Origin of the sequence: Bradyrhizobium sp. ISRA436 (genome assembly GCF_029910015.1) — a bacterium.
In the GTDB taxonomy this organism is placed as follows: Bacteria; Pseudomonadota; Alphaproteobacteria; order Rhizobiales; family Xanthobacteraceae; genus Bradyrhizobium.
Window position 1 is genome coordinate 6,670,817 of the sequence record NZ_CP094519.1, and the last position, 23,529, is coordinate 6,694,345.

20 protein-coding genes and 1 pseudogene are annotated in these 23,529 nt (G+C 63.0%); 8 read left to right on the forward strand and 13 right to left on the reverse strand.

The annotated features are described in order from the left end of the window. Positions 1-667 precede the first annotated feature (667 nt). The 4 genes and pseudogenes from MTX23_RS31005 to MTX23_RS31020 all read right to left on the reverse strand — a co-directional run bounded on the left by MTX23_RS31005 (position 668) and on the right by MTX23_RS31020 (position 5,032). Positions 668-1,422, reverse strand: a protein-coding gene (locus tag MTX23_RS31005) for an IS5 family transposase (protein WP_280972604.1) whose coding sequence is annotated in 2 segments (ribosomal slippage) — positions 668-1,089 and positions 1,089-1,422 — 756 coding nt in all. Because the reading frame shifts where the segments join, the coding sequence is not laid out codon by codon here. Between the two features lie 90 nt (positions 1,423-1,512). Then, a pseudogene (locus tag MTX23_RS31010) lies at positions 1,513-3,375 on the reverse strand (DEAD/DEAH box helicase); the annotation flags it as partial. A gap of 416 nt (positions 3,376-3,791) precedes the next feature. Continuing rightward, positions 3,792-4,139, reverse strand: coding sequence for a hypothetical protein (locus tag MTX23_RS31015; RefSeq protein ID WP_280973899.1), 348 nt, complete (start codon positions 4,137-4,139; stop codon positions 3,792-3,794). A 269-nt stretch (positions 4,140-4,408) separates the two neighbouring features. Further along, positions 4,409-5,032 (reverse strand): ABATE domain-containing protein, encoded by a 624-nt coding sequence (locus MTX23_RS31020; RefSeq protein WP_280973900.1) that lies wholly within the window; start codon positions 5,030-5,032, stop codon positions 4,409-4,411. A 152-nt stretch (positions 5,033-5,184) separates the two neighbouring features. Between MTX23_RS31020 and MTX23_RS31025 the strand changes: the two genes are divergently transcribed. The 3 genes from MTX23_RS31025 to MTX23_RS31035 are packed head-to-tail and all read left to right on the forward strand — an operon-like array spanning position 5,185 to position 7,412. Then, the gene (locus MTX23_RS31025; RefSeq protein WP_280973901.1) at positions 5,185-5,880 is read left to right on the forward strand and encodes an alpha/beta hydrolase; all 696 of its coding nucleotides are present in this window, start codon (positions 5,185-5,187) and stop codon (positions 5,878-5,880) included. Positions 5,881-5,913: 33 nt separating this feature from the next. Continuing rightward, positions 5,914-6,513, forward strand: coding sequence for a TMEM175 family protein (locus tag MTX23_RS31030; RefSeq protein ID WP_280973902.1), 600 nt, complete (start codon positions 5,914-5,916; stop codon positions 6,511-6,513). A gap of 44 nt (positions 6,514-6,557) precedes the next feature. Further along, positions 6,558-7,412, forward strand: a complete 855-nt coding sequence (locus MTX23_RS31035; protein ID WP_280973903.1) for an alpha/beta hydrolase — start codon at positions 6,558-6,560, stop codon at positions 7,410-7,412. A 58-nt stretch (positions 7,413-7,470) separates the two neighbouring features. On the opposite strand, the gene MTX23_RS31040 is transcribed toward MTX23_RS31035, so the two are convergent. Continuing rightward, positions 7,471-8,772, reverse strand: a complete 1,302-nt coding sequence (locus MTX23_RS31040; RefSeq protein ID WP_280973904.1) for a sorbosone dehydrogenase family protein — start codon at positions 8,770-8,772, stop codon at positions 7,471-7,473. A 376-nt stretch (positions 8,773-9,148) separates the two neighbouring features. On the opposite strand from MTX23_RS31040, the gene MTX23_RS31045 reads away from it, so the two are divergent. After that, positions 9,149-9,433 (forward strand): hypothetical protein, encoded by a 285-nt coding sequence (locus MTX23_RS31045; RefSeq protein ID WP_280973905.1) that lies wholly within the window; start codon positions 9,149-9,151, stop codon positions 9,431-9,433. A 96-nt stretch (positions 9,434-9,529) separates the two neighbouring features. Here MTX23_RS31045 and MTX23_RS31050 read toward each other — a convergent pair whose 3' ends face one another. The 3 genes from MTX23_RS31050 to MTX23_RS31060 all read right to left on the reverse strand — a co-directional run bounded on the left by MTX23_RS31050 (position 9,530) and on the right by MTX23_RS31060 (position 11,805). Then, positions 9,530-10,789 carry a serine hydrolase domain-containing protein gene (locus tag MTX23_RS31050; protein ID WP_280973906.1) on the reverse strand — a complete coding sequence of 420 codons (1,260 nt, stop codon included), beginning with the start codon at positions 10,787-10,789 and terminating at the stop codon, positions 9,530-9,532. A gap of 245 nt (positions 10,790-11,034) precedes the next feature. Next, positions 11,035-11,583 carry a DUF488 domain-containing protein gene (locus tag MTX23_RS31055; RefSeq protein WP_280973908.1) on the reverse strand — a complete coding sequence of 183 codons (549 nt, stop codon included), beginning with the start codon at positions 11,581-11,583 and terminating at the stop codon, positions 11,035-11,037. Positions 11,584-11,595: 12 nt separating this feature from the next. Next, a complete protein-coding gene (locus MTX23_RS31060) occupies positions 11,596-11,805 on the reverse strand; it encodes a DUF2945 domain-containing protein (protein ID WP_280973909.1) in 210 nt (69 codons plus the stop codon). 817 nt (positions 11,806-12,622) lie between these two features. On the opposite strand from MTX23_RS31060, the gene MTX23_RS31065 reads away from it, so the two are divergent. The 3 genes from MTX23_RS31065 to MTX23_RS31075 all read left to right on the forward strand — a co-directional run bounded on the left by MTX23_RS31065 (position 12,623) and on the right by MTX23_RS31075 (position 18,326). Beyond that, positions 12,623-15,004 (forward strand): CHASE domain-containing protein, encoded by a 2,382-nt coding sequence (locus MTX23_RS31065; protein ID WP_280973910.1) that lies wholly within the window; start codon positions 12,623-12,625, stop codon positions 15,002-15,004. Then, entirely contained in the window at positions 15,001-17,859 is a 2,859-nt protein-coding gene (locus MTX23_RS31070; RefSeq protein WP_280973911.1) for an EAL domain-containing protein, read from the forward strand. The genes MTX23_RS31065 and MTX23_RS31070 overlap by 4 nt, the downstream gene beginning before the upstream one ends. A 161-nt stretch (positions 17,860-18,020) precedes the next feature. Beyond that, positions 18,021-18,326, forward strand: coding sequence for a hypothetical protein (locus MTX23_RS31075; protein WP_280973912.1), 306 nt, complete (start codon positions 18,021-18,023; stop codon positions 18,324-18,326). A gap of 38 nt (positions 18,327-18,364) precedes the next feature. On the opposite strand, the gene MTX23_RS31080 is transcribed toward MTX23_RS31075, so the two are convergent. From MTX23_RS31080 to MTX23_RS31090, 3 genes are all read right to left on the reverse strand, one after another. Continuing rightward, positions 18,365-18,586 (reverse strand): hypothetical protein, encoded by a 222-nt coding sequence (locus MTX23_RS31080; RefSeq protein ID WP_280973913.1) that lies wholly within the window; start codon positions 18,584-18,586, stop codon positions 18,365-18,367. Positions 18,587-18,591: 5 nt separating this feature from the next. Further along, a complete protein-coding gene (locus MTX23_RS31085) occupies positions 18,592-19,143 on the reverse strand; it encodes a methyltransferase domain-containing protein (protein WP_280973914.1) in 552 nt (183 codons plus the stop codon). 295 nt (positions 19,144-19,438) lie between these two features. Then, a complete protein-coding gene (locus MTX23_RS31090; RefSeq protein WP_280973915.1) occupies positions 19,439-20,161 on the reverse strand; it encodes a hypothetical protein in 723 nt (240 codons plus the stop codon). Positions 20,162-20,388: 227 nt separating this feature from the next. Here MTX23_RS31090 and MTX23_RS31095 point away from each other — a divergent pair, with 227 nt between their 5' ends. Beyond that, positions 20,389-20,871 carry a TetR family transcriptional regulator gene (locus MTX23_RS31095; RefSeq protein WP_280973916.1) on the forward strand — a complete coding sequence of 161 codons (483 nt, stop codon included), beginning with the start codon at positions 20,389-20,391 and terminating at the stop codon, positions 20,869-20,871. Positions 20,872-21,009: 138 nt separating this feature from the next. Here MTX23_RS31095 and MTX23_RS31100 read toward each other — a convergent pair whose 3' ends face one another. Next, positions 21,010-21,915: an MFS transporter gene (locus MTX23_RS31100; RefSeq protein ID WP_280973917.1), complete on the reverse strand. Its 906-nt coding sequence runs from the start codon at positions 21,913-21,915 to the stop codon at positions 21,010-21,012. A gap of 425 nt (positions 21,916-22,340) precedes the next feature. Then, complete coding sequence (locus tag MTX23_RS31105; protein WP_280978277.1) at positions 22,341-23,528, reverse strand: MFS transporter; 1,188 nt, start codon at positions 23,526-23,528, stop codon at positions 22,341-22,343. Between the last annotated feature and the right edge of the window lies 1 nt (position 23,529).

The window sequence follows — 23,529 nt, forward strand, 5'->3', positions numbered from 1 at the left end:
GCGTCGTGCGATAACTGACATTCGGGGTAATGGGTCCCGGGCTGCGCCGGGACGACATCGAGTTTATTGCACCGCTTGTGAGTCATACATTCGCATTCTCGCGGCGCGATACGCCCGAGTCTTGCCGTTCGTTTCGCTCTCTGAACTAGCAGAGGGCGCAGGGAAAGCCGGGTGCCGATCGCACCCATGGGTCCCGTGCAGTGAAAAAAGCACGGGAGGTAGGACCACAGGTGAAACCGGAAAACACTCCGGCTTTCCCTGCGCGATGGGCTACGGCTTATACGTGCTCGCCCCGGCGAGACTGGGCTTTGTTGTCACCGTCATCAGTGAGAGATCTCGTCCCTTGCTGATGAGACACCTGCCACTAGGGCGTCAGGCCTGCACGACTTCACCGTCCGCTTCACGTGTGCTCGTCAGTCACACGCGCCGCGTCCACCGCATCTCGACCCAACACTCGTGACGATCGCGAAGCGCCCCTCAAGCGGGTGAGACGGGCCATTCATACACCAAGTTGCATTTCTGCAAAACAGAAATATTTTTGCCGCGAGGGCTTGCGCCGTCGGGCAACTCAGTGATCCGCCTCGACGAGAACCGATCAGCTGCGACGCTTCTTCCTCGGCTTCTTTCGGGGTTTGCCTTTCGCAGGCGCGCTAAGGTCCGGACTCAATCAGGTCCACCAAATGATAGCGGCAGCAAGATTGACGGCCGAGAGGAAGTTTCTGGCGAGCTTGTCATAGCGGGTTGCAATGCGCCGCCAGTCCTTGAGCCTGCAAAACATGCGCTCGACGAGGTTGCGCCGCTTGTATGCGGCGCGGTCGAACGGATGGAAGCGTTTTCGGGTGGGATTGTTTGGGATGACCGGGGTTGTTCCCCGTTCGATGAGGAATTGCCGCAGTTCGTTCGCGTCATAGGCCGTGTCGGCCGCACAGCAACGCGGTGGTGGCAGAGAGCTGAGCAGGGGCAGCGCCGCGCGGATGTCACCACGCTGACCTGGCGTTACTTCGAGCGCGATGGCGCGTCCGAGACTGTCGCAGACGGCGTGGATCTTGGTGGTCCTGCCACCGCGGGAACGACCGATGGCCTGAGCCTCCGCCCCCCTTTTCCACCGGCCGCCGCACGGTGCGCCTTGGCGGTCGTGGAATCGATGGCCTGGAAGTCGTCATCGGGCGACAGGCCCCGAAGTGCTTCGAACAGATTGCGCCAGACCTCGCGCCGCGACCAGCGGTTCCAGCGATTGTAGACGGTCGTGTAAGGGCCGAACACTGCCGGGCAATCGCGCCAGCGGCAGCCGGACTTCAACACATGGATGATGCCACTGATCACGCGGCGATCATCGACTCGACGAGCGCCGGGCTGATTTTGCGGCAGCAAGGGCTCGATTGCTGCCCACTGCCGATCATTCAACCAAAACTCGCCCGCCATGATCCAAGCCCCGCAAATGCAGAGCTTGAATCATATCTCCACGTAAAATTATACATCTGATTGAGTACAAACCTTAGTCCGCTCCGGTTGTCTATGTTTCTTGTTCTTCCCGAACACCGGCTCGCCGCCAAATTTCGACCCGCCTTCGCGGTGGGCCTTGCCGCGTTGTTTCGGCCCCGTCTCGCCGCGCGAATGATCGTCTCGACCCGCACGGTGATCGGCCTCGCCGGCATCGCGCCAGGGCGCGCGCGACCGCTTCTCCGAATGCGCTTGATCTCGGGGAGCGTCGGCCAGCGGTTCGATGCGGATGCTGTCTTCCTTATCTGGACGCCGGATCTTGACTGCAAAAGACTCTGCGACCCGCTCGGAAATCTCGAACTCGGTGGTGGTGTCCAGAATCCGGATGGTGCCGATGTCACGCTTATCGATGCCGCCACGACGGCAGATCATCGGCAGGAGCCAGCGCGCTTCTGCGTTCTTCCTTCGGCCGATGGCGGCCCGGAACCATACGCTGGCTTCCGCCATGCCGTGACGCGACGATGATTTTCCCGTCTTCGACCGCGGTCCGGCGGGACGGCCATCGCGGCGCGCCGCTCTGACGTCGTCTCGACCACGATCGCCACGAGGCCGGCCGCTCTCCGGGCCGGGATCGAGAATCTCTTCGGGCGACGGCAGCCGCGCGCGGTAAAGCCGCGCGAACGCCGCGGCGACGTCCTCGGCCGAGCGCTCGGCGAGCAATGCCCGCGCCAGGCTGAAATCGTCGGGCGTCGTCTCCTCGGTCAACACCGCATCCTGCAGCATGCGTTCATGATCGAGCTTGCGGATCTCATCGGCCTGAGGAGCCGTGCCCCAGACCGCATCGATGCCGGCAAGATCCAGCATCACCTCCGCACGCCGTTTCCGTGCGGGCGGCACCAGCAGGATGCTGACACCCTTCCGGCCGGCGCGGCCTGTGCGGCCCGAGCGATGCTGCATCACCTCCGCGTCATTTGGCAGATCCGCGTGGATGACGAGGTCGAGGGTCGCCAGATCGATGCCGCGCGCCGCCACGTCCGTGGCCACGCAGACGCGCGAACGTCCATCCCGCAACGCCTGCAGAGCCTGGGTTCGCTCGTTCTGCGTCAATTCGCCGGACAGCGCGACCACGGAGAAACCGCGCTCCAGCAGCGCCGCCTGCAAATGCCTGACCGCCTCTCGCGTGTTGCAGAACACCAGCGCGCTCGGCGCCTCGAAAAAGCGCAACACATTGACGACCGCATGCTCGACATCGCCGGGAGCGATCCGGAGGGCGCGGTATTCGATATCGGCATGACCGCCTTCATCGCTTGCGACCTCGATCCGAAACGCCTGCTGCTGATATTGCTTTGCCAGCGCAACGATGCCACGCGGAAACGTCGCCGAGAACAGCAGGGTGCGGCGCGTGTCCGGCGTGGTCGTGAGGATGAATTCCATATCCTCGCGAAAGCCGAGATTGAGCATCTCATCGGCCTCGTCGAGGACGACAACCTTCAATTCAGAGATGTCGAGATGGCCGCGCCGCAAGTGATCGCACAATCGGCCAGGCGTCCCGACGACGATGTGTGCGCCCGCGGCAAGCTCGCGCTGTTCTCGGCGCGGATCCATGCCGCCGACGCAGCAGACGGCGCGGCCGTCAGCATGTTGATAGAGCCAGGCGAGTTCGCGATGGACCTGCAAGGCGAGTTCGCGCGTCGGCGCGACGATCAAGGCAAGCGGTGCGGCAGCCCGCTCGAACCGCTCAACCCCGTCCAGAAGGTTCCGTGCCATGGCGAGGCCGTAAGCGACAGTCTTGCCCGAGCCGGTTTGGGCCGAAACGAGCAGATCGCGGCCGACGGCCTCATCCGCAAGCACGGCGATCTGAACAGGGGTCGGCCGATCGTAGTTGCGCTCGGCCAGGGCTCGGGCGAGCGACGGACTTGTGGTCGGGAATGACACGAGATGGAAAACCTTGGTTGGACCAGGCGCAGAAACGTCGAGCGGAATGAGATGAAACTGCGTGCCCGGCAGGCGGCACAGCCGCACGCATGGCGATTTGATTTGGGGTGCTTTACGCCAAGAGAGGCCAAATCACCATGCCCGGGTGTGAGGCCAGTATCCTTTTCGCTCTCCCCGTCGGGCAAAGGTCGATTTGCGCAGCAAATCGGGTGAGGGCCGCGATTCGAACGAGGGACCGTATCCCCTCACCCCGCGCTACGCCATAGCCGAAGCAGCGCTTCGGCGTTCTCTTGAGGACGGCCGCCGAAGGCGGCCTATGCCTCTCCCAAGGGAGAGGTAAACATCGGGCGACGCGGCAGCTCGCCCTATCTCAGGACGTCTCGATGGGGGCGTCCGACTCGCTATGCGGTTCAATCTCACTTTTCCTTCAGCGCCTTCTCGTGCGCCTCGAGGGCCGACGTCATCAGCTTCGGCAATTGCCGCGCATAGGTCTCGATGAAGGTCGCATCGCCGCAGGCTTGCGGATCGCGCGCGACCTCCTCCGCGACGCGTGCGGCCTTGGCCTCGCACTTCGCGAACATGTGCCAGAACCAGTCCGCGTTCTCGCCGAGCGCAGCCTTGTTCTTCTTGATGACGGCGGCCCCGACCGCGCTCATCGCGCTGACGGCGCCCGCGCTCAGCGTGCTGATGGCCTGCGCGTTCAAAACATCCTCGCGCACCTGGGTCTGGTCGTTGGTCGCGGTCGCTCGTCCTTTGACCGGCATGATCGAGCTCCTCGAGGCTCCCCCTTCGACACGGGCGAGCATCGGATGCGAAGGTTGACGAACACTCAAAGGATATGGGTTGGAAATCGTTTTGGATTTCGTTCCGGTTTTATGCGCTTCAGAAGCATCGGGCGGAGCGCTTCGGGTTCCCTCTCCGTGCGGTGTGCGACGCGGGAACCGTCATGCTTTGGCGCTGTCGCGGATCAGCCGGTCGGCGGCATCGTGGAGAATTGCCGACGCCGCTTGCCGCGGCCTGGTGGTTGCGGGTCTCAGCGCCTCTCCTTCTGCCGCTGCCGATGCGCGGCCTGCTTGGCGCGATTGCCGCAGAGCGCCATGCTGCACCACCGCCGCGCACGCGCCCTGGTGTGATCGGCGAACATCAGCGTGCAGGCCGGGCCCTCACAGGCCTTGATGTCGGCAAAGCTCTCCTCGCAGACGACCCTGGCCATCGCCTCGCCGATCGGTAGCAGCGATGACTCGGCCGAGCGCCAGCGCCGCGTCCGTTCGAGTATGAAGCCGTCGCCGCGGTCATGGCGATCCGCGACGATCCGGCTGAATGCGTCGTCGCGTTCGAGCAGATCATTCAGCGGCGCGAGCTCGCGCAGCGCCCTTGCCGTCAGCGCCCGGCCCATGTGCTTGCGCACGAAACCGCGGAACCACTCGCGCAAATCGCGGGCCTGCTCGGCCACCCTGTCCAGTTCGCCGGGCTTCGCCCGCGCCTTGAGCGCGTCCAGCACCTCGGACGGAACCAGCTTCGCCTGCGCGAGCCAGCGCAACAGGCCGTCGCCATCGGCGATCCAGTCGACCGGCGTGTCGACGGGGGTCGCGATCGAATTGATGAAATCGAGGCCCAGGGCGTCCGCGATGAAGATGGCCGGCGGATGGGATTGCAAGGCGAGGTCCTCCTGGCGGTGTCTTTCAGGTCGTCTTGAAGTAACCTGATTAATTGCTGTTGACAAGTTACACACAATGAGTCACAAGCATCGTAACCTGCAAAATGCAAGTTTACAGGTTACGACCGGTGGACCCGACGAAGGAGCGAACAATGGCGAGCAAGGATCTGAGCGTAGTGCTTGCGCATGGCGCGTGGGCCGACGGTTCGAGCTGGGCGCGGGTGATCACGGTACTCGATGCGGAGGGCATAAGGGCCGTGGCGGCGCCGCTGCCGCTCACCTCGCTGGCCGACGATGTCGCGGCACTGAACCGCGCGCTGGATCGCGTCGACGGCGACATCGTGCTGGCCGGTCACGCCTATGCCGGCGCCGTGATCGCCGAAGCCCGATCGCCGCGCGTCAAGGCGCTGGTCTATGTGACAGCCCTTGCACCCGACGAGGGCGAGACGGTCGCCGACGTGTTCTACCGTCTGCCGCCGCATCCGTTCGCATCGAAGCTCGCACCCGACGGCAACGGGCTTATCTGGCTGCCTGAGTCCGCCTTCGCATCTGCCTTCGCGCAATGCGCGACACATGAGGATCTTGCCGTACTCGCTGCGGTGCAGCGTCCGATCTCACCGGCCTGCATCACCGTGCCGGTCGGCCGCCCGCTGTGGAAGGACGTGCCGGCCTGGTTCCTGGTCGCCGAGGACGACCGGATGATCGTGCCGGAGACCCAGCGCAGCATGGCCGCGCGGATGAAGGCCACGGTGCGCTCGCATGCCGTCGATCACACCCCGATGGTCACAGCAACGCCGCACGTCGCCGACATCATCCGAGAAGCTATCCGCAGCGTTGAGGAGCACTGAGACTCATTCCGCACACAGGACAGGAGAGCTGCCATGGAGGAGAAACGTCCGTCGGCGGATCGGCTTGGCGCGTTTTCCGATGCGGTGATCGCGGTGATCATCACCGTGATGGTGCTGGAGCTGAAGGCGCCGGAGGGCTCGGCGTTCGCCGACCTGCTCCCGTTGTGGCCGACCGCGATCAGCTACGCGGCGAGCTATCTGTTTATTGCGGTGATCTGGGTCAATCACCACCATCTGCTGCATCTGGTGCGGCAGCCGACGCCGCGGCTGATCTGGCTGAACTTCGTCCACCTCTTCGCAGTCTCGCTGCTGCCCTTCGCAACCGCGTGGGTCGCGCGATCGCACATGGCCGCAGCGCCGGTGGTGGTCTATGCGGTGATCTTTCTCGTGATCGACCTCGCCTATCTTGCCTTCGAGCGCGCGGTGCTCGCGCAGGCGGACCAGAGCGTGATCTCCGAACGCGTTCGCAGATGGACACAGGTCCGCACGCTGCTCGCGGTACTGGTGTTCGCGGCAGGCGCCGCCATCGCTCCGTTCATGCCACTGCTGGGCTTTGCCACCGTCTGCTGCGCCCTGCTGCTGTATCTGCGGCCCGAAGCCATCAGCGGGTTTGCCCGGCAGATCAAATCCTAACCTCCGAGACTTCACCACCAAATCACGACCACAAGGAGTGACAGATGTCCCAGGTCAAATACCGCTCTGCCGATGTCGACGGCTTCAAGGTGTTCTATCGCGAGGCCGGATCGCCTGATACGCCGAAGCTGCTGCTGTTGCACGGCTTCCCGAGCGCCGGGCACATGTTCCGCGATCTGATCCCCCTGCTCTCCGACCGCTTCCACATCGTGGCGCCGGACCTGCCCGGCTTCGGCCAGTCGGACATGCCGCCGCGCGACGCCTTCAGCTACACTTTCGAGAGCATTGCCGGCGTGATCGACCGCTTCACCGAGGTGATCGGGTTCGACCGCTTCGCCGTCTATGTCTTCGACTATGGCGCACCGACAGGCTTCCGCATCGCCGCAAAACATCCGGAGCGGATCACGGCGATCATCTCGCAGAACGGCAACGCCTATGAGGAAGGCCTGAGCGACGGCTGGAATCCGATCCGCGCCTATTGGCAGGATCCGTCGCAGGCGAACCGCGATGCGCTGCGCGCGCTGCTGACGCCGGAAACGACGCGCTGGCAATACACGCATGGCGTCCCCAATCCGGAGACGGTGTCGCCGGACGGCCAGAACCTCGACAATTTCTACATGGCGCGCCCCGGCGCCCATGAGGTGCAGCTCGACCTGTTCGGCGACTACAAGAGCAACGTCGCGCTCTATCCGGCTTTCCAGAATTACTTCCGCACGCACCGGCCGCCATTCCTGGCGGTGTGGGGCAAGAACGATCCGTTCTTCCTGCCGCCGGGCGCCGAGGCGTTCAAGCGGGATAATCCGCGCGCGGTGGTCCACTTTCTCGACACCGGGCATTTCGCGCTGGAAACCCATGCCGCCGAGATCGCCGCGAGTATTCGCGAGGTCGTGCCGCGCTGATGCCGCGCACAAAAGCGCTCATGCCGAGCGATCCCGTGCTCTCGACGAAGGGTGCTATTTACGCGCCCGTCACGCGCCAGATCACGTTGCCGACATCGTCGGCTACCAGCAGCGAGCCGTCCGGGCCGAGCGCGACGCCGACCGGACGGCCGTAGGACACTTTCTCGTCGGGCGCGAGGAAGCCCGACAAGATGTCGCGTGCAGGGCCCGAGGGACGCCCCTGCTCGAACGGCACGAACACCACCTTGTAGCCGGAGAGCGTCGAACGATTCCACGAACCGTGCTGGCCGATCACCATGCCGTCCGGAAAGCCCGGCAGCGTACCCTTGGGCATCCAGCACAGGCCGAGCGAGGCGGTGTGGCCGCCGAGCGCGTAATCCGGCTGGATCGCCTTGGCGACCATCGCCGGATCCTGCGGCACGCGGTCGTCGACCGTCTGCCCCCAGTAGCAATAGGGCCAGCCGTAGAAGCCGCCATCGCGCACCGAGGTCAGGTAATCCGGCGGCGTCTCGTCGCCGATGCCGTCGCGCTCGTTGACCACGGTCCAGAGTACGTTGGTGGTCGGCTCCCAGGCGAGCCCCACCGGATTGCGCAGGCCACTCGCATAGATGCGGCTGGTGCCCGCGGCGAGATCGAGTTCGTAGATCGCGGCGCGGCCTTGCTCGACCTCGAAGCCGCTCTCGGCGATGTTGCTGAGCGAGCCGACGCCGGCATAGAGCTTCGTGCCGTCAGCGCTCGGCAACAGGCTGCGGGTCCAGTGGCCGGCGGGCTTGAAGGTGACGAGCTTGCGTCCCTGTGCCGTGATGCGGTCCGCACCTGCGGTGTAGGGGAAGGCGACCACGCCGTCGGTGTTGCCGACATAGAAGGTGTCGCCGACCAGCGCCATGCCGAACGGCTGGCTCAAGCCTTCCATGAAGGCGCCGCGGACTTCGGCGATGCCATCGCCGTCACGGTCGCGCAGCAGCGTGATGCGGTTGGCGCTGACGCCGAGCGCCGCGGCGCGCCGCATCGTCGCCTGCATCGCATAGTGAAACACGGTACGCGGGGCGCCCGCGATCTGCGTCGCCTCCGCGATCAGCACGTCGCCATTGGGCAGCACGTTGATCCAGCGCGGGTGGTCGAGCCCGGCGGCGAATGCGTTGACCTCAAGCCCGGGCGCCGCGGTCGGCTTTTGGCCGTCGTCCCAGCCCCGCGCCGTCGGCATCTTGAGCGTCGGAATCGCGCCTTGCGACTTCGCCGCCGGAATCTGCGGCGCGCTGCCCCAGGCCGGCTTGGGCGCCTCGCCCTGCATCCGCCGCCACGCCACCGCCACAGCGCCGATCCCCGCAACGACGCGCGCAAAAATTCCGGACATGCTCATCAAAATCCCCCATTTCCAATCGCGCGCAACCAATGTCGCGGCTAGGCTTGCCGGCCCTCCGGCCCCTGCGAGCATTGGCATAATGCCAGCGTCGATGACAGTAATTATACGATCTTCGCAGACCTCTTCGAATCGGGGAAACTGCGTGACGTTCTTTGTGAACACTTCCTCCCTGAGACCTTGCCCGCCGCAGTGGCGGGCTTCTTTTCCCGATACCGCGGCCATGCGGCTCGTGTGCGGCTGCCCGTCGCGCGGTGCAGATCGTCCGCCGCGGAATGATGGCGCAGCGGGCTCGTTCACATCGGAGTTGATCGGAAAATCGGGAACGCTCCCCCATTTGAGGTCGTTGGTCGCGATACCAGCAAGGAGCTCGTGAATGCAAACAAAGATCAAAGTCGTGTCACTGGCCGCAGCAACGCTGCTCGCAACGACGGCAGGCGCATTCGCACAGGGCTATTATCCCTACGGGGACTACGGAGCCTGGCAATATAGGGGCGGCCCGCACTACGAAGCCGTGCCGCCAGACGTGAGTTACTATCCGGCCCAACCCGGCTGGTATGGTTCCCTCAACGGCACCAACCATCCGACGCCGAGCTCGCCCCAGGGCGACGTCGGTCCGGAAGGCAACAACAACGGCACGCTGACCGGCTTCTACCGGTAGTGATACACCCACGTGGAATTGAGGCCCGTCGCTCGTCGAGCGGCGGCCCTTTTTCGTTGTTCCTGCGAACGTAATGTCACGATGCGGTGACGTCACTCACTTCACCATCGCGCCATAGACGATGTCCTGGACGTTCTCGCGATAATATTTGCGGAGCTGGCCCGGGGCCGCCGTTCCCACCACCAGGACGAGGCGCTCCTTCGGGTCGCAGAAGAATTGCGTGCCGTAGGCGCCGTTCCAGGTGAACTCGCCGGGATTGCCGGGCACCGACGACAGGCCCTCGCTGGTCCGCACCGCGACGCCGAGGCCGAAGCCGAAACCGCCGCGATGCGGCTCGACATTGGCGACATTGTTCTTGATCTCGGGCCCTAGATGGTTCGACGTCATGTGATGCACGGTCTTCGGGCTCAGGATGCGCTTGCCGTCGAGCTCGCCGCCGTTGAGCAGCATCTGTCCGAAGCGGAGATAGTCGCCGACGGTCGCAAACGAGCAGGCGCCGCCGCAGTCGAACTTGGTTTGTGCATCGAGCAGCTTGATCGCCTGCGGCTTGCCGGTGAGCGGATCGTTGGCGAACGGATGTGCGAGACGCGCGCGCTGCGCCTCCGACGGATGGAAGGTCGCGTCCTTCATGCCGAGCGGCCCCCAGACATTGGCCGCGAGGTAATCGCCGAGCCGCTGGCCGGAGACCTTTTCGACGACCGCGCCGAGCACGTCGATCGAGAAGCCGTATTCGAACGCGGTCGACGGCTGGTGCGCCAGCGGCAGCTTGGTGATGCGCTCGATGAAGGCCTCGGTGTCGCCCTCAAGCGCCGGCGCGGTGCCGTCGGGATAGAGCCGCACCAGCGGGCTCGAACTGTCGGGTCGCCCGCCATACATCAAGCCTGAAGTGTGGCGATAGAGATCGTGTATGTGGATCGGCGAGGCCTGCGGCTCGATCTTCAACGAGCCGTCCGGCTGCGGCACGCCTACCTTCATCTCGCCGAACGCCGGATAATATTCGGTGAGCTTCGCCTGCAGCGGCAGGCGGCCCTGCTCCATCAGCGTGAGACCCGCGACCGCCGTCATCGGCTTGGTCATCGACGCCAGCGCGAACACCGCGTCGATCGGCATCGGCGTGCCCTTCGCCGCGTCGAGCTGGCCGTAGGCCTTGTAATGCACGAGCTTGCCGTCGCGCGCGATCGCCACCACGGCGCCGGGCACCCGCTTGGCCGCGATCTCGCGCGCAAAGAAATCGTCGAGCCGCGCGAGGCCCTCTTTCGAAAAGCCGACCTGATCGGGCTTCGCCTCGGGCAACGGGGCTGCGTGGGTCGCGCCGGCGGCAAGCACAGCCGCGGCAGCCATCAAGAATCGTCTCATCGTTCCTCCCCAGGGATCGCGGGCGATTGTTGTTCGATGCACTGCCCGCCGGCCGCAGGCTTAGATGACGCCGGCAGGAGCGACAAGGTTTGGCCGCGCGCGGCAGCGTCACGGGCGTGCATGCCTGCCGCGAAGAACGGCTCGACCTCATGCTCGAGCGTCTTGAGCACGGCTGTGACGCTGGCCTGAGGCTCCTTGAATTGAAGCCCCGAGGCGGCAACCGCTAGGTGGCTTCGCTTTCGATCTCACGTATCCGGTCGCTCCGCGGCCGGATAGACCACCGTCCCATCTCCCTGGACGACGGCGCCTTCGGTGAGGCGGGCCGGCTCCAGCCGACCCTGCCCCATGATGTGGAAGACGGTCTCGCCGGACGCGATGAGATAATCGGCGACGATGCGACGGTGGCAGCGCCACCACACCGCTTCCGAGCACATGATCACGCAGCGTTGCCGGTGCCCTTCCTCGCGCAGATGTTGCAGACCTAAGTGAAACTGCGCCGACAACGCGTAGTCGGCGTAGTTGTGAAAGCTGTCGTTGGTCCAGAAGCCGTTGACGACAGGCGGCAGGCTTCGTGCCTTGCCGCGAAGCCCGCCGAGATCGGCGACATGCTCATACGAAATGCCGGCCGCCGCCAGCGGTTCGGGCAGAGCATCCTTGTTGAACTGCGGATTGGTTCGCGACCGCGGCACCGTTCTGACGTCGACGACGCGGTCGATCCCGGCTCCGGCGAGAAGCGCGATGAAATCCTCGAGGCTCCGGGTGGAATGACCGATCGTGAAGAACGGAAGCGTCACGCTCCGCCTTCGCTACGCCAGATGGAGGGCGCTGCCCTTGTGGGCCGCGATATGATCGGTCTTGTCGCTCTTGATCTCATATTGCGGATCGGCCTCCGAGGCACGGTGCGTATGCCCCTTGTAGTCGAAGTCGCTGGTGTGCACGGCGATGATGGTGCCCGAGACCCGACCGGCCTCGGAATTCCAGCTCACATGATCGCCGACCTTGAATTTCATGGCCATGTCGAGGCGTCCTTCAGGTGCGGATAGAGGCGATGATACCGCGCAAACGGCGGCACGGAATCAAACGTCCACCGTTCAAACGATCTGGGGCCTGCCAGGTTCCGCGACGTGCAGGGGCGGCCCGCATTCAAAACCCGGATGTCGCTGGGCTCATCCGGGCTGAATTCGTTCTCGCCATCAGCCCCAGCGGCTTCATTAAATCGGCGACGGCTGCACCTTGCGGAACGATGTAGATCGCAAGCAATATCGCCGGCACGGTCGCGCTCGGATTGCGGGAGACCCGGTGGATGGCGTCTTGGTGACGCCGGTGCAAGAGCCGTCTTCGGCGCGGGTGCTGTTGGATAAAAGTTTAATGATCTGAGAAAGACAATCTTGGTGCAACTTCTTTCACATCAATCTGCTGCTCGCACCGGTTGAGCGGTTTTACCAAATTCTAATCCAGCCTGTGCAATCCTTGCTCACGCTGCACTCTGTTTGATCACGCGCCTGTCGGGCAGACAAGTGGGGCAACCGGTCAAGGCGATCGTCGCAACCGCAATTGCTTGTCGTCGCAATCGGGTGATGGGCTAGCTATGCGAGGGCCAGATGTCCGTTGGAGCAAGCCAGCGAGATCGGAGACGCAGATCCGGTACAGAGGGACGGCAACATGCCTGGGCTTGTTTGGCGAAGAAATCGGGAGTTGCGATCCGTCGCTGACGGCGGGCGAGCTCACCTAGGCAATCGGTTTGCTTCGCTGCTGCGTATTGCAGTTGGAAGGTATCCTGCCGGTCTACCGGCTGCCGTTGCGTTGGTTTCCCTCGCAACGGCATCTTTCTGGATGTCGTCAAATGCATCGACAGAGTCGGCTCGAATTGCCAACGTCCGATTCAGGTTCAAGGTTGGCCAGGCGCAATTTGCAATACGCCAAAGGCTCACAGCCTATCAGGAGGTATTGCGCGGAGGCGTTGGGCTCTTTGCGGCGACTGGTAATCAGGTGACGCGCGCGGCGTGGCATGCCTACGTCAACACGCTTGCCATCGATAAGAACTATCCGGGAATTCAGGGCATCGGATTTGCGAAGCACATTGCCGCGCAGCAGCGCAACGCACACGTTCTGGAACTCCGCTCTGAAGGATTCCCCGACTATCAGATCAAGCCGGCCGGCGATCGCGATGAGTACACGTCGATCATCTATCTGGAGCCATTCGATTGGCGTAATCGGCGCGCCTTCGGCTTCGACATGTTCACCGAGCCGGTGCGGCGGGAAGCCATGGTCACGGCGCGTGACACTGGCGCACCGTCGATCTCCGGCAAAGTCACCCTGGTGCAGGAGACGGATCAGGAGGCGCAGAATGGCTTCCTGATGTACCTCCCGGTGTATCAAGCGGCCGTGTCGCCGGCCACTGTCGAGGAGCGGAGAGCCGGGCTCGTCGGGTATGTCTATGCTCCGTTTCGTATGCGCGACCTGATGCGAGGCATTCTGGGATCCGAACAGTTCTCCAGCCTCAGGCTGGAAATCTACGACGGAGCTACGCTTCAAGAGAACGAACTCTACGATAGCGCCGGTCCCTCCCACCCACAGATTGCGTCCGCGTTCACCGTGATCGAACCACTGGCGATAGACGGACGCACCTGGACGATACGCTTCAGTGCATTGCCGGCGTTCGATGCCGGAATTGACGTGCAGAAGCCCCGGCTCATTCTGTCAGCCGGCCTCCTCGTCAGCTTGCTGTTTTCTGTTGCGGTCTGGTCCCTGTGGGTCAACCGTGCGAAAGCACGCGAACTGGCCGATGCCAATGAGCAGCTAAGCCAGGCGAAGGACGCGGCCGAAGCTGCAAATCGCGCCAAGTCGCTGTTTCTTGCAAATATGAGCCATGAGCTGCGTACACCGTTGAATGCAGTGCTCGGCTATGCCCAGCTGTTGAAGCGGGATAGGAGCTTGAGCAAATGGCAAGCCAGCGCGATCGATACCGTTCAGCGCAGCGGCGAGCACCTCTTGACGCTGATCAGCGACATTCTCGACGTGTCCAAGATCGAGGCCGGCAAGCTCGACATTGTTCCCGGGCCGGTCGAGCTGCCAGCTTTCCTCACCGGCGTCGCTGACATTATCCGCGTGCGTGCGGACGAAAAGGGGATCGGATTCGTTTTCGAGCCACCGTCGGATATGCCACGCTGGGTCCAAGTCGATGAGAAGAGGCTGCGGCAAGTGCTTCTCAACCTGCTTGGCAACGCGATCAAGTTTACCGATCGTGGTCAGGTGACCTTTCGCGCAAGCCGAGTCGCAAGTTCAAGTGATGAGGTGCGACTCCGCTTTGAAGTGCAGGACACCGGGGTCGGCATTGCCGGCGACAAGCATGCCGTCGTCTTCAAGCCGTTCGAGCAGGTTTGTGATCCGCACCGCCGGTCCGGTGGAACGGGTTTGGGTTTGAGTATCAGCCGAGAATTGCTGCGGTTGATGGGAAGCGAGATCGAGTTCGAAAGCACGCCGGACGTGGGAAGCCGGTTCTGGTTCGAAGTGTCGCTGCCCGCACTCGAAATTGGTTTATCTGCAGACCGGACCAAAGAGGTGGTTGCGGCGTACCATGGACCGCGCCGGAGCATTCTCATCGCGGATGATGTTGCGGAGAATCGCTCGGTGTTGGCGAGCATGCTCGGTGGCGTTGGCTTTGAGGTTCGTGAGGCCACTAACGGTCTGCAGGCGCTGGAGCAGGCCAGCTCGACGCGTCCCGATCTTATCCTGACGGACGTCATGATGCCCGTCATGGATGGGCTCGAAGCGATACGTGCGATGCGCCGGCTGGATGTCCTGAAGGCAACCCCAATCATCGCGGTGTCGGCCAGCGTCGGCACAGATGATCAGGCGAAGAGTCTGGCGGCAGGTGCGAACGCATTCCTGAGCAAGCCGGTCAACCAGGAGCATCTGTTCCGGGAAGTCGGCACGCTGCTCGAACTGGGCTGGATCTATCGACCGGGCACCGGCGGAAACGCCGGCGAACCGATTGCCGCGCCGCCCTATGCAGAACTGCAGCGCCTTTACGAGGTGGCGAAGACTGGGAACATGCGCGTGATCAGGGAACTGGCGAACGATCTTGTGGCTGGCAACGCAACATTCGGCGCCTTCGCCGCTCGGCTCCGAGAGCTTGCTGATGCCTACGATTCCAAGGCGCTGGTTGCCTTCGTTGAAAGCCATGTTGAGGGAAAGCGGGGAGTTGCCGCATGAGTGAAGTCTTTGCCAGCGACGTCATGGGTCGGACCGTCCTTGTCGTCGATGACACACCTGCGATGCTGCGCGTTGCCGCGGAGCATCTGGAACGCGACGGCTTCAACGTCACAGTTGCTCGCGACGGCGAGGAGGCGCTGGCGCGGGCCGAGCTGGTACAGCCCGACCTTGTGCTGCTTGACGTCATGATGCCACGGATCGACGGCTTTGAAACCTGCCGGCGACTCCGGGGAATCACAGGGCTCGAGGATATTCCGGTGATTTTCATGACCGGTCTGTCCGATAGCGACAACACGGTCAGGGCCTTCGCTGCGGGCGGCGTCGACTATGTAACGAAGCCATTTCAACCTGAGGAATTGCTCGCGCGCGTGAGGACCCATCTGACGCTGCGCGCAGCGCAACAGACTGCAAAACAGGCGGAGCAGGAGGCCAAGGAAGCCCACGCGCGCTTGCTGGATGCATTGGAAGTGATCCCCGAGGGGCTCGCTGTGTTCGATGCCGAGGACAGATACGTTCTGTGGAACAAGCGCTACGCCGAGCTCTATGCCGAGAGCGGCGAGATAATAAGAGGCATGAAGTTCGAAGAGACGTTGCGTTCTGGGCTTGCCCGCGGCCAATATCCCGATGCGGTCGGCCGCGAAGAAGAATGGCTGGCGGCTCGTCTTGCCCGGCATGCCGAGCCCCGTTGCGCGCACGAGCAGCACCTTCCCGGAGATCGCTGGCTGCGCATCGAGGAGCGGCGGACGGCAGACGGCGGAAGCGTGGGTATCCGGATCGACATCACCGATTTGAAGCTCCGCGAGGAGTCTTTCAAGCTGCTGTTCGAGGGAAATCCAATCCCGATGTGGGTTTACGATCGTGAGAGCTTGAGAATCGTGGCCGTCAACAATGCGGCTGTCGATCACTATGGCTACAGCCGCGAGAAATTCGTTTCGATGTCGATCCTCGACATCAGGCCGCGAGAGGAGCGGGACGATGTGCTTGCGGCCATCGCAATGAACGAGTCGGATAAGGCTAGGCAAGAGCGGTCTTGGCGGCATCTCAAGGCCGATGGAACGCTGATCGACGTGTCCATTTATTCCCACAAGCTACGCTATGAGGGACGCGATGCAGCGCTGATTGCGGCCATTGATATCACTCAGCGCAAGCGGGCCGAGACTGAGTTGAGAGAAACCCGCGAATTTCTCGACATGGTCATCGAGAACGCGCCAACTCCTATCATTGTGAAGGATGCGCAGCGCTTCAAATATATCCTGCTCAACCGCGCCGCCGAGCGGTTACTGGGCGTTCCGCGCACCCGCTATATCGGGAAGACAGCATTCGAGGTCTACTCCAAGGAAGAAGCCGAATCGATCACTGGGCAAGATCGGGCGATCGTGAAGTCGCGTCGCCAGCAGTTCTTCGATGAACATTGGCTCGATACCCCGGGGAACGGCAGGCGGAACGTCAAGTCAACCAGCTTCCCGGTGCTCAGTGCTACGGGCGACCCGCAGTACCTGCTAGCAGTTATCGAAGACGTGACGGAGCGTAAGGAGGCGCAGGCACGTATCCAGCACATGACGCTCCACGATCCGTTGACGGACCTGCCCAACCGGACGGCATTCAACGAGCATCTGGCGTCGGCCTTCGAAGCGGCCAAGGCGTCGGGCAAGGAGTTTGCCGTTCTCTTCCTTGATCTCGATCGCTTCAAGGAGGTCAACGATGTCTTCGGGCATCACGTAGGCGATGCACTTTTGTGTCGAGTATCGGAACGAGTATCTGCAGCTGCGGAGGGAGCATTCCTGGCGCGCTTGGGCGGCGACGAGTTCGTCCTCATCGTTACGGACAGCCCGGAGCCTTCAGGCGCGATGGCCCTTGCCGATCGCCTCCTTGCGGCGAGCAGCGGCGAATTCGAAATCGACGGCCATCGGACGTTCATGGGGCTCAGCATCGGCGTTGCGATCTATCCGGCGGATGGAGCGGATCCCGGAACGCTCGTCGCGAATGCCGAGGCAGCGCTGTACCGCGCCAAGGCTGAAGGCCGCGGTAGGGTTCGCTTTTTCGACGCGGAATTGGACAGACAGCTGCGCGAGAAACGCGCGCTGCACCAGGATCTGCACGCGGCTGTCTCCGACGGGCAGTTCGTCCTGTACTATCAGCCTCAAGCGAAGATCGCCGGCCAGGTCATCGGCTTCGAAGCCTTGGTGCGCTGGCAGCATCCCACTCGAGGACTTGTCTCGCCGGGCGTATTCATACCGCTTGCCGAAGAGAATGGTTCGATCCTTGCGATCGGAAATTGGGTTCTGCGGGAGGCCTGTCGCGAAGCGGCTTCCTGGAAGCAACCATTGCGCATCGCCGTCAACCTTTCGCCTGCACAGTTCCTGCATGGAGACCTTCCGACCCTGGTGTACACCACGCTGCTGGAGACGGGCCTCGCCGCCGACCGGTTGGAGCTCGAGATCACCGAGGGTGTCCTGATCGGGGACTATGATCGCGCGCTTGCTACTCTGCGGCGCCTCAAAACGCTCGGCGTCCATATTGCAATGGACGATTTCGGAACCGGTTATTCATCCCTGTCGTATCTGCAATCGTTTCCGTTCGATAAGATCAAAATCGACCAGTCGTTCATTTCGAATGTCGAGCGTAACGGCCAGTCCGCGGCGATCATTCGCGGCGTGATCGGGTTGGCCAAGGGGCTTGATCTCCCTGTGGTCGTGGAAGGCGTCGAAACCCATGAACAGCTCGACTTCCTGTCGCGCCAGGCCTGCGATGAGGTTCAGGGCTATCTCATTGGCCGCCCGCGCCCGATAGCGGACTATGCGGAGACGATCGGTCGCCGCGCCGAGGTCAGGCACCCGGTGGCAGCTTTGGGTTGAATGGTGGTGTTTGCCACGCTTGCGGGATGACGACCGGGCCGAGCTTGGTGAGTACGATCTGCGGGCTGCCGGGTTCCTGCCCGTGATCCCAATCGATCGCGTTGAGGCTCTTCGCGAGGGCGCCTGAGCGACAGCCTGCATTGGCGACGCGACATGCGGGAGTGGCGGTCATTCAGAACCCGGATATCGCTTCACGCTACGGACCGCAGGACCCAGCCCATTCGAGCAGCGTCGTCGCGGCCTTCACCGCCGAGCCGGCCGCATTCCCACGCCCTTCCCGCTGGCAGCGTGCTGGGCGCGTTAGCGCGTTTTCGAGCGAAGTGGACACCGGTTCGCGTGAACAAAGCGCGTCAAACAAGAATCTAACGCGCGATGAGATTGGGTTGAATCGTCATCCCGCTTTAGCTCCTTGTTTGAGCATGATCTTTTCGGAAAACCTCTTCATACTTTTCCGGATCATGCTCTAAGGAGCTTCGGTTCTGATTCAATCAGAACCGAAAATGCTCTAGCCTTTTGCCGTCGCCAGGTTGGTGCTGAGTTCGAATGCGAGCACCGATCCATCGATGTAGCGATCCAGCACAGCCGCGCTCTCGCTCACAATGACCTCCACCACACGCTTGCGTTCCTGGTCGCCCATGGCTTTGCCGGCAGTGCTCATGCCGACGAGCGCCATCGTGTTCAATCGCAGGAAGGGCGCGCCATCCGCGAATCGCACCGTACGCGACATCGTCCTTAACCGGACCTCGCGGAAGCCGGCAACACCTCAAGCGGCGCCGCGTCTCCAAAGCCGTGGCGCTGATCTACGACGGCGCCCACGTGTCGCTCCGCGACGCGGCGCAGCTCCCGCACGAACGGGATTTCATCGTCCGACCGCCATGTGGCGATCGCCAACCTGCCGCCCTTCGCCAAGGCCCGCCGCATTTGCGCCGCCGCCGCCGGCTTATCGGGAAAGAACTGCAATCCCTGCTGGCACACCACAATCTCGAACTGCTCCCCGTCACGCAGGGGCAAGGCAGTGGCATTGCCTTCGCGCCAGTCGATCCGGGGCGCCACGGCTCGCGCAACAGCAAGCATGTCGGGACTGACATCGACGCCGACGACGTGTCCGGCGTCACCGAGCCGTTCTCTTGCTACGCGTGCCACTACTCCCGTTCCACAGGCAACATCGAGGATGCGATCGCCGGGCGATAGCCCCACCTGTGCAAGGATCGCTTCGGCCCACGGCCGGAAGAGAGGCCCTACGAGCCATCGCTCGTACATTTCCGGAAAGCTTGCCTGGGTCATGGCTGTCCTCGAGCAATCCGGCAGATCGGCAAGCGAGCCGCCAAATCGCAGGTTTTCGCAGAACGACCAACTGGCGCGCACGCTGGCCTACGCCATCATAGCACCGCGTCGACGCAGCAGTACCCATATTCATCGGCCGTGGCCTGGCAAACCATCTCACCACGTCACGCGGAAGCCGCCGGTGCCCTTGTAGCCTTGGTTCTCGTTCGGGTTGTCGAGGCTGGCGCGGTAGAGCGGTCCGGCCGGCGCGGCGGGGGCCGGCGACGAATCGCGCTGCTCGCGTCGTCAGCCTCGGTCATTGCACGCTCTCAATGGCCATTGTCCCGATCGCATCGGGGGCAGACCGAAGCTTGACCATGATCACGACGTGAACCAGGAGATCGACCGGGACCAGCATCGCAGGCACGAAGATCCAGGGCAGCGTCCCCATCACCAGCGTACCCGGCCCTTCCGTGAATACGCGGAATGCGGTGCCCGGTACCGACAGCATCGCAAGCGCCAGCGCGGTGAGCAGGTCGAGCAGCCCGAACGCGTTCCACGCGCCGAGCCATAGCTTCGGTGCTTTGATGCCGAATCCGAACAAGGCCAAGAACACCAGCGCTATCGCACCGGTAATCATGTCGCCGATGGCGGCAACAGGCGCGAACGGCGCCGACAGCCGCCCGTCGAAATAGAGAAGCAGGAAGAACACGCCGGCGACACGGCCGGCGTGCACCGCCACCAGGGCCGGCATTGGAACCGATAGCAGTGCGTCACGTGCCTGCGGAATCAGCACCCAGGCTCCAAACAGGATCGCGAGCAAAAGCGTGAACGGCACGAGGTTGACTGGAAACGGACCGAGTGTCCCCGGCGAGAGGACGCGAAGCCCATAGACTGCGACGACGGCGGCGAGCCACGCCGCCGTGGCTGCAAAGAGGGCGATCCTGGATCCTGCGCGAAGGGGCGCAGGGCCAATCAACAGACCCGCCTGCGCCGCGCAATAGGCGGTGGCAAAAATCGCTGCGATGATATCGAGCATCGTAACCTCCCGAGGCACCTACCGCGCGATATGATAGTGAACAGTATGTTCGAGACAACAGACGACCCGCGACTTCCGTTCGTTACCGAACGATCGACGGCATGAGTCCGGAAAAGCAGGGGTGAAGAATGGAAAGAGAGATCGACCGGCGCGTCGCCCGCACCCGGCGAACGCTTCATGAGGCGCTGATCCGACTGATCAAGCGCAAGGGCTACGATGCCCTTACGGTGCAGGAGATCATCGATGAGGCCGACATCGGCCGCGCAACTTTCTACGCCCACTACCGCGGCAAGGACGATCTGCTGCGCGGCGGCTTCGAGCGGCTTCGCGGCGAGCTGAAAGCCGCACGACGAGAGGCGCGACAGCGCGAGCGGGATCGGCCGCTGACATTCAGCCTCGCGATGTTCGAGCATGCCTGCGTCTACCGGGACGTTTATCGCGCCATGTTGGGAGGACAGGGCAGCATGATCGCTCGTAACGAAATTCGCCGTGTGCTCGCCGAGTTGGTCAAGGAAGACCTCTCCGAAGTCAGGGACGATGTTGCGGTCCCACGCGAACTCATGCTGCAATTCGTCGTGGATACCTTCCTCACCGCCCTGACATGGTGCCTCGAGAAGCGGCCGAAACTGGCGCCTTCCGAGATCAACGACATGTTCCGTCATTTGGTGACCCGAGGCATCGGGCGGGCAATCGTCGCGAACGGCCGTTGATGCGCAGCAATGATCTGCAGAGAGCCCGGGCAATATCGGCAACGCTATCGCGAGGCGAATCATCGCTGCGATCCCGTGCCACCGATCAATCCCATTAGCGGCATGGCATTAAGGGTCCGACCGGGATGTTGAGTTTCATCAGTTCGCCTCAGTCAGTCTGGTTTGGTTCTTGGGTTCGTGAATGCAGTCCTCTTGAAAATGACTGACCTGGGCCCGAGGCCGGATTCGGCGGTACAGCTGGCGCAGCGATAGCGCGTGCAGCAGGATCGAGCTTGGCACTACGAAAGCAGGAGTCAGCACATCCGGATAAGCGCCGGCGCCGATGCTCAGCACATTCGGAACGATCAGCTGGAACCGACCTGGCGAGGTGACTATCCCCAAGGTGATCGCGACGGCGAAGTCGGCGAGTCCGAACATATTCCAGATGATCGCCGCCCTTCGGCCCTGAGCAGTACCGCTCGCCACGGCAATCGCCACCGGCACTGCGAATAGACCGGTCAGCACATCGCCAATTCCCGCAGGCCAGGCGAGCACGCCGGGCAGCACCTCACGCAGTCCGGCAGCGAGAGCCCAACTGCCGAATACGCGATAAAGCTGAAGAGCGACAAGCCAGGTTGCCGGCATGGCATCGAGCACCTGCCCCATCCGTTTCGACAACAGCAAAAGCGGCGCGCCGATGATCACCGGCAGGAAAATTGCCAACGGCAGCGTCGGCAAGGGTGAGATGCCCGTGCGGAAAGCACCATTGATCGCAGCGCTCCAGGCGACGGCGAACCAGAGCGTGTCCGGGATCATGACCGCCAGCCAGGTCGTGCGGCGTTGGTCCGGCGTCAGGCCGGCGGCTTCGAGGCCGAGCCACAATCCGACCGCGATGAGCCCGTGCGCCATCAACTGGTGTGCCGTGGTCGGAACGCCGCTGGTCTGGATGATCGGCTGCCAGTAGATCAACACAATCCACAGCGCCGTCAGCAGCACAAGCCATAGCAGACCAAGCCATCCCTGGCGCATGGAGCCGGTATCGGCATGAACGACTGAGACTGTCATGTTGTCTCCTCCTCGCGAGAACTTTGCCAATCGCGCGGCAGAAAGTTCAGCCTGATCCGAGCGCACTTGATCGCGCGGATCGAGGCCCGCTAAATCTGTCCGGACTGCACGCGCCGATCGATCGCTACGAGCTGCTCCGTGCGAGTGACGATACAGCCGTTCCGGCGGGCGACTATCCGCAATAGCGCTTACGGGGCGTGAAGCAGAGCTTCACAGTCAGCAGCGCACTGAATCGCGTGGAGGCGGGAGCCGGAAGGATAGCGCCGGGGGCAAGTGCGCGCCGGATGCAATCATCGTCCTGCCGGACACTCGAGGCGAATATCGCCAGCGACGAAAAAGCCCGCCATACGGCGGGCTCTTCATCCGGATTTCGAAACGCTTGGTTGCGGGAAGGCGCAACCACCCGACAAAGTCCCATCATAGCCTCAGGCCGTCTTCTTTATGGGCTGGGATTGAGCCGTCAGCTCCGCTGTCGAGCGGTGTAGCGCCATCAGCGCGACCAGTGCCGCAAGACAGAGGCCAGCCGACACTACAACCACAAACTTGCCCATCGGCTCGATCAGAAGACCGAAGGCAACCGGCGCTAAGGCTTGGCAGATGCGCGATGGCGCACCGATCAGGCCAAGCCGGTAGGCATAGTTCTCCGGCCCAAAGATCGCGAGGGGCAAGGTGCCCCGTGCGATCGTTAGGATGCCGTTGCCCGCGCCATGAAGAAGCGCGAAGGCTGCGGCAGCCCCTCCTCCAAAGATCCCGATCACGCAGGCGCCGATCGGATGGGTGACGCAGGCAAGCCGCGTCGAGAGTATCGGATGAAATCGGTTGAGAAGGCTTGCTTCCACGATCCGGGCACCGACCTGGGCGGGACCAATCATCATGCCGGCAAATACGGCCTGCGCCGACGTCGCCCCGAAAGATTCAACGATCCGCGGCAAGTGTGCGGCCATCGCTGAAGTGACGGTCCAGGCGGCTGCAAAAGCGAAGGACAATAGCACCATCGTGCGGTCGATTGAGATGTGCGGTTTAGCTATCGGCCCGGCCGTGACTTGCCGGCTCCTCGCCCGCGGCAGCGAAAGATTGAGCGGAAGGCCGATCAGGATGTGCCCAAGCGCCCAAGCATAGCAGGTCTCGCGCCATCCGATGGTCTCGAGGCCAAGCGAACTGAGAGGCCAGCCAACCGTACTGGCGAAACCTGCTATCAGTGTGATGCCGGTGATCGCACTCCGTGCGTCGGTACCATAGATGCGTCCCAGGGCCCCGAAAGCCGCGTCATAAAGACCGAAACCCATGCCGGTGCCAAGCAGCCCCCATGCCGCCGACATCGTCCACAAAGAGGTCGATGCTCCGAGCAATGCGAGGCCGCCGGCGAGAAGCAGATTGGAGATGCACAGGACCTGGCGGCCGCCGACCCGGTCGATCTGACGCCCAACGCGCGGTCCCAGCAATCCTGAGATCACCAGCGATGCCGAGAAGGCCGCAAAGAACCAGTTGCTCGAAATCCCGAGATCGTGCGCGATCGGATCGGCGAGAATGGCCGGCAGATAGTAGCTCGATCCCCACGCCAGCGTCTGGGCTGTGCCCAACGCCGCGATTACGCCCAATCGTCGTCGATCCACG